The organism is Deltaproteobacteria bacterium, from assembly GCA_018668695.1.
Classification (GTDB): Bacteria; Myxococcota; XYA12-FULL-58-9; order XYA12-FULL-58-9; family JABJBS01; genus JABJBS01.
Genome location: JABJBS010000129.1, coordinates 1 through 6,287, shown reverse-complemented (window position 1 = coordinate 6,287; position 6,287 = coordinate 1). Strand labels below are relative to the sequence as shown.

General features: G+C 50.9%; 7 protein-coding genes. All 7 read left to right on the top strand.

Features of this window, described 5'->3' with window-relative positions; all coding sequences use genetic code 11:
• Window positions 1-12 precede the first annotated feature (12 nt).
• The gene (locus tag HOK28_07140) at window positions 13-921 is read left to right on the top strand and encodes a hypothetical protein (GenBank protein MBT6432848.1); all 909 of its coding nucleotides are present in this window, start codon (window positions 13-15) and stop codon (window positions 919-921) included.
• A 4-nt stretch (window positions 922-925) separates the two neighbouring features.
• The gene (gene fliG / locus HOK28_07135; GenBank protein MBT6432847.1) at window positions 926-2,011 is read left to right on the top strand and encodes a flagellar motor switch protein FliG; all 1,086 of its coding nucleotides are present in this window, start codon (window positions 926-928) and stop codon (window positions 2,009-2,011) included.
• Between the two features lie 24 nt (window positions 2,012-2,035).
• A complete protein-coding gene (locus tag HOK28_07130; protein MBT6432846.1) occupies window positions 2,036-2,719 on the top strand; it encodes a hypothetical protein in 684 nt (227 codons plus the stop codon).
• 28 nt (window positions 2,720-2,747) lie between these two features.
• Window positions 2,748-4,046 (top strand): FliI/YscN family ATPase, encoded by a 1,299-nt coding sequence (locus HOK28_07125; GenBank protein MBT6432845.1) that lies wholly within the window; start codon window positions 2,748-2,750, stop codon window positions 4,044-4,046.
• 1 nt (window position 4,047) lies between these two features.
• Window positions 4,048-4,458: a hypothetical protein gene (locus HOK28_07120; protein MBT6432844.1), complete on the top strand. Its 411-nt coding sequence runs from the start codon at window positions 4,048-4,050 to the stop codon at window positions 4,456-4,458.
• The gene (locus tag HOK28_07115) at window positions 4,448-5,188 is read left to right on the top strand and encodes a hypothetical protein (GenBank protein ID MBT6432843.1); all 741 of its coding nucleotides are present in this window, start codon (window positions 4,448-4,450) and stop codon (window positions 5,186-5,188) included. The genes HOK28_07120 and HOK28_07115 overlap by 11 nt, the downstream gene beginning before the upstream one ends.
• A 63-nt stretch (window positions 5,189-5,251) precedes the next feature.
• The coding region (locus tag HOK28_07110) for a hypothetical protein (GenBank protein ID MBT6432842.1) at window positions 5,252-6,287 on the top strand (1,036 nt) is incomplete at its 3' end.

The window sequence follows — 6,287 nt, the reverse complement described above, 5'->3', positions numbered from 1 at the left end:
GCTGGCGAGGGTATGAACTTCGGTGAGGGGCTTGAAGCTCAGCGCAAGATGGAGCAAAACCTTGAAGGCCGCATTACCAAAATCATCGAACGCGTTGTGGGCCCAGGTAAAGCCTCTGTGCAGGTAGCAGCAGAGCTCGATTACACTCAAAGCGAATTATTCCAAGAGACATACGACGGTGAAAACCCGGCTCCAAGAAGCGAGCAAACCAGTGAGGAAATCAGTGGGGGCAATAATGACGAGGCTCAGGGAATACCTGGAGCACGTGCAAACGTTGTAGGCGGACCGGCTCAGGCAGCTCAGTTTCAGGGCGAGGGCAGTGACCGTCGAACAGCCAAGACCACCAATTACGAACTCAACAAAACGACTAAGCGGGAAGTCGCACAGCTGGGACGCCTTAAGCGTTTGACGGTTGCCGTATTGATTGACGGTGTGCGAACCACAGACGCTGCGGGTGCCGAGACAGTTGCTGACCGCCCACAAGAAGAACTGGACCGAATCCAGGGGCTTGTTCGAAGCGCTATCGGGTTCACGGAAGCTCGTGGTGATGAAGTAACAGTTGTATCGATGGGCTTTACGCCGACGCCAGAAGAAGACGAGCTGAATCAAGTAGAGGTCATGGAATGGCAAGACTACCTGCAGCTTTTGTGGAAGCCAGTGATAGGTTTCTTGTTTGTTCTGGTTCTGGTTGGGATTATGTTCTCAATGAGAAAAATGGGCGACCCAGGTGGTGTTCCAACACCTATTCTGGAATCGCCGCAGTCAGTTCGCGACCTTGAAGCGGCCTTAACGGCGGCTGGGCAGGGAGCGGCTTTGGCTGGTAGTGCAGATGCGCAGCTTGCTGCAGCGGCAATGAAGAGTTCGCGCCCCGATCCTGAGAAGGCAGCGGCGGTTATCAAGGGTTGGTTAACGGAGGGTTAAGACGATGGCAGACGCAGAAGCACAACCAGCAGAAGCTCCGAAGAAAAAACGTCGGGGCAAAAAAGCAGAGACGCAAATCGCGAAAAGACCTGCAAGTGGTCCTAAGATGGCCGGTTCTACCAAAGCAGCCTTGTGGCTTCTGAGTGTAGAAGAAGACCTTGCGGTGGAAATCTTGTCACACCTTTCGGACAAAGAGATTAATACAATCTCTGCGGCGGTAAAGACGCTTGGCAAAACAAGCCCGGCTCAACTGGCATCGATTCATACCGAGTTCAACCAGACCCTCGCTCTGGACCCACTGCATCTTAAGGGAAGCATGGATTACCTTGGCAAGCTTGCAACTCGAGCCTTTGGTGAAGATAAAGCTTGGGGCTTGCTCGGAATGGGCGAAGATCCAAACGATGATGATTCCCCAGGACTTGGCAAGGCCGACATCGACGTTCTTAGCTCGATGTTAAAGTCCGAACACCCACAAATTATTTCTGCAGTATTGGGTAATATTGACCCAACACGGAGTGCAGAAATTATCAAACGTCTCCCAGAGAATATTCGACGTGATGTTGTGGGTCGTGTAGCTAAACTTTCACGTGTACCAAGGCAAGTGCTTGACGCTGCAGAGCGTGTACTCTCGGCCGGTTTACCGACCAGCCGCGATGCAGACCGCGAAGTGGATGGCATTCGTACAGCAGCTCAGCTTCTTAACCACTTGGAAGCAGAGATGGCTGACGACATTCTCGACGGACTCGAGAGCGAAACAGATACAATCGCTCAAGATATTCGCCAGGCAATGTTCACATTCGAGGATCTCTCGGCTCTGGACCGACGCGGCTTTGCCACGTTGCTCAAGGAAGTTCAAAGCGATCAGTTATTGGTTGCGCTTAAGACGGCCAGTAATGACCTCAAGGACAAAGTATTTAGCAGCCTGTCAAAGCGTGCTGCTGAAATGCTGAAGGATGACCTTGAAGTTATGCGCCCGGTTCGTTTGGCCGAAGTTCAAGAAGCTCAGCAAGCCATCGTATCGGTTGCGCTGCAGCTCAAGAATGAAGGTAAGTTGGTTATCGCCGGTGCCGGCGGTGATGAGTTCGTATAACAGTTCCAGTTTCTGAGAGGTTGATTGAAGATGTCAGCAAACAACAGCAGAGGACATTCAGCTTACCAAGACAAACTGCGTGAGGTCCGTCCGATGGCACCACCATCGCGGGACTCAGCGGTCAGTAAGCCTCGATGGCAAGACCGGATTGACGACGGGTATAAACCACTCTTCGAAATTCTAACCTGTGTGGACGAACCCAAGGAAGATCCCGAAGCAGAACTCGCGAGAATCCGCCAAGCGGCTTACCGTGAAGGCTATCAAGAGGGACTCCAGCGTGGTGGCGAGACGATTCAAGCAATCGTTGAGAAGTACCAGGCATCTATGATGGAACTTGAGACGGTTCGAGACGAAATGCTCGTTCAGACCGAACAAGACCTGGTTGACCTCTCTCTTCTTATCGCTGAACAAATTCTAGCGGCGGATACTGAAGGCGCGCGGGATTTCACTTTGAGAATGACAGAGCATGTTCTGAAGCTTCTCCGAGATGCCGATATGATTACGCTCAAGGTTGGTCCAAAAGATATGGAGCAAGTTAAAAAACGTCACCCGGAGATGGTCAGTGATAAGACTGTTGTTCGGGTTATCGAGGACCCAAGTATTCAAGTCGGTGGTTTGATTGCCGAGTGCAATTTAGGCCGAGTCGACGCGACGATTCAAAGACGCCTTACGGATATAGCAGAAAACCTAATCGGTTCTGGGAATTAAGGGTACAAACGTGAAGACTGCTTCAACAATGCTAAAGCCATACTTTGAAAGAGCTAAATTAAGTTTGCCTGTACTTGAGGGTAAAGTGGTTGAAGTGCGTGGCATGTTGGTTGTTGCCAGTTGTCGCGGTGCAGCGGTTGGAGATTTATATCGAATACAGGCCGAAACCGGTGAGATTCTAGCTGAGGTCGTCGCCCTTCGTGCGGAAGATGCGATGTTGGTTCCTTATGGAAACCTTTCGGGTATTCGCGTTGGAGATAGGCTTATGCCTGAAGGCGGCGCGTCATACATCGAAGCAACCGATGCCATGCTAGGGCGAATCATCGATCCACTGGGTAATCCAATGGATGACGGTCCTGAATTACCCCGTGGTGAGCAGCGCCTGGTTTATGCAGATCCTGTTCCACCGGCACGACGTGGACCCGTCGATCAGCGCATGAGTCTTGGCGTTAAAGTTTTAGATGCTTTCACTCCAGCAGCTCGCGGACAACGGCTTGGAATTTTCGCCGGTCCGGGTGTTGGCAAGTCGGTTTTGATGGGCATGGTTGCAAGAAGCGCACAAGCCGATGTTACGGTTATGGCTTTGGTGGGTGAGCGTGGCCGAGAAGTAGGGCACTTCGTAGAAAAAGTTCTTGGGCCGGAAGGCATGAAGCGCACGGTCTTATGTGTGGCTACTTCAGATAGACCTGCCTCTGAACGCGTAAGAGCTGCATTTGTCGCTACTGCGATTGCCGAATATTTTCGAGCGCAAGGTAAGAGCGTATTGCTCTTTGTGGATTCACTAACGCGTTTTGCAATGGCACAACGTGAGGTAGGACTTGCAGTTGGCGAGCCGCCTACCACCAAGGGTTATCCGCCTAGTACCTTCGCCATGCTTCCAAAGTTACTTGAACGGGCATCACCAGCTATTGGTGAGGGAAGTATCACTGGCATTTATACTGTTTTGGTCGAGGGTGACGATATGACCGACCCGGTGGGTGACGCGGCTAAAGGCCTATTGGACGGACACATAACGTTGTCCCGTGAATTGGCGAACCGTGGGCACTATCCTGCAGTCGATGTTTTGCAATCTATCTCTCGAGTGGACACGGATGTTGCAACCAAAGACCAACTGATGGCCGCTCGTACGGTAAGAGGCTGGTTGGCTCAATTGGAAGAATCACGGGATCTTGTATCGGTTGGTGCTTACAAGCCAGGTGCTAACCAACTCTTGGATAAAGCACTCTCGAAGCAAAATCATATAAATCGGTTCTTGCAGCAAGAAATTCACGAGATAGCGGATATGTCGGCAACGACGTCACAGTTATCTAATTTGGCAAGAGGATAAGATGGCGAAGAAGCCTATAGAGCGTGTAGCCAAATTAAGGGCAAGCTTAGAACGTCAAGCGCAAGTTGAACTCGGTGCAGTTCAGAGCAGCATGCACGAAGCACAGTCCTCATTGGAAAACCTGCACAGCGTGCCTTCGTCTTTTACTACCGGCGATACGATTTCGTTGAGTATGATTGAACTTGCGAGACGCGCATCGTTATCGACTTCGTTTGCGATTGAGCATTACAAAATCGAAGAAGAAGAAAAGCTTGCAGCCTACCAGGCTCGTCGTCTTGAAAAAAAGCAGATCGATGCGCTCTTGCGGCGCCGCAATGAGCGAGAAGCGAAAGAGACGTTGAAGCAAGAGCAGAAGGCTTTGGACGATTGGACTTCATCTCGTTGGGGGAGGAAAACCGATAATGAGAAGTAGTAATCCACGCTTATGGTTATCTTTGTTGCTGCCGATTTTGGTTAGTCTTTCGTTCGGTTGGGCGGCTTACGCTCAAGAAGAGGGCGACGAGACGGAAGAGACCGAGGATGATGAAGACGACGAAGACGATGAGGACGACGAGGACGAGGACGACGAGGAGGCAGCTGAGGGCGGCGACGGTGATGGAGATGGAGATGGTGACGAGAATAACCCACCGACTGAGGCTGATGAGCGCGAGTCTGACGAAGATGAACTCATGGAAGATGATGAAGAGGAGGAGGAATGCACCCCTCTCGATTATGAGGAACTCAAGTTACTAGCGGATTTACGAAAGAGAGATACACAACTGCAGAAGCAGGCGAAGCTTTTAGAAGAAAAAGAAGCTGTGTTGGCACGTGTGCAGGATGAGATTGATTTACGAATGGCCACAATGATGGCCAAGCTTAAAGAACTCGAAGCGAAGCTGGCTCTTGGCGATGCCGAGCGAGCAGCCCGTGAAGAGCGCGTGCTTAAATTGATTGAGACGTTGAAGACATTATCTGCTCGAAAGGCAGCGCCTATTCTTGCAAAAGCAGACTCTCGATTTGCGACGAGACTTCTTTTGGGACTGGGGCCGGAACGAACAGGTAAGCTATTGGCAGCGATGGAGCCGGCGCAGGCAGCGAGAATTATGTCTCGTCTTGCAAATGCGAAAACACCGGCACAACGCGCTGCAGCGAAGAATAAATAAGTAGTCAAGCACCCGCGCATGGTGTATAATGTGTGTGTGGGTTGAAGGTGTGTGGAGATAGGGATGGGTGTGGATACCTTACTAAAGGGCTCTTCGAGTTCTAAGCTTGCAGGACAACTGCAAGGAATAGTCAAATCGGAACCTGTAGAGGTTACGGCCAGGGCAGAGTCCTTTGGTCGGGCGATGGATTCCGCGCGGCGAATCGTTGAGAATTCCGAATCTCCCAAATCACTCAAAAACTCAACTAAATCGAATACTTCAGGTAAGCAGACCTCTAAGGAGGCCGCTAAAGAAAAGGCCACGGGCAAGGCCTCAGCGGTTGTTGCCGAAGCGAAAAAAGACGGTGTTGTTAAGGGCAAGGGTAAGGCAGGTAAAACCAGTTTAACCAAGGCTGACCCTGCAACCTTTGAAGCAAAAGCTGTCGCACAAGAGCCTACACGGGCGCACAAAATCGCAGAATCGGTCAAGGGCACCTTGGAGCGTCTGGCTGTTCAAAATCAGTCTAAGAGCGCTTCTGGTGCAGTTAAAGAACAAAAAGAATCCAAGAAATCTCAAAAAAGTACAATCGCTAAAAACTTAGGATCTACAGCTAAGCTGCCTGCCGACAGTGTCGAATCATCGAAGACCGATACGGTGACAAAGGCTTCGCCGCAGAAGGTCGATGTCGAACTCTCTAAAGTAGCTGTCACCGGTAAGGCAGACGAAAAGCAAGCCGTTTCGATTGTTGGGGATAAAAAGAAAAGTCCTTCGTTGAAAGAGACGAAGACGTCATCGACTCAACCGAGTCCGGCCACTTTAGTTTCGAAAAAGGAAAAGGTGTCGGCTGAGGCTTCCAAGAACGAAGAACTCAATGTTGTAGTGAGCGCTGATGAGGCGCCTGCTGCGACGCTTGTCGAGAAGTCGAAAGTCGAGGGAGAGGGCCTTCGCGATGAAACGCCTGTCGTTACTAAGGGTGCGAACGTTCAAGTCCATACAGTATCAAGTAACGATATCGGTGACATTGAAGATGAGCCGGTTAGCATTAGTCCAGAAGGGGCCCTAACTTCTGAGAGCCAGAACAAGGGTAAGACGGTCTCACTCAACGCTGAGCCAATCGACG

Coding starts and splice junctions, on each gene's coding strand:
- HOK28_07140 (MBT6432848.1), top strand. CDS start 13: ATGAACTTCGGTGAGGGGCTTGAAGCTCAGCGCAAGATGGAGCAAAAC.
- fliG (MBT6432847.1), top strand. CDS start 926: ATGGCAGACGCAGAAGCACAACCAGCAGAAGCTCCGAAGAAAAAACGT.
- HOK28_07125 (MBT6432845.1), top strand. CDS start 2,748: ATGCTAAAGCCATACTTTGAAAGAGCTAAATTAAGTTTGCCTGTACTT.
- HOK28_07120 (MBT6432844.1), top strand. CDS start 4,048: ATGGCGAAGAAGCCTATAGAGCGTGTAGCCAAATTAAGGGCAAGCTTA.
- HOK28_07115 (MBT6432843.1), top strand. CDS start 4,448: ATGAGAAGTAGTAATCCACGCTTATGGTTATCTTTGTTGCTGCCGATT.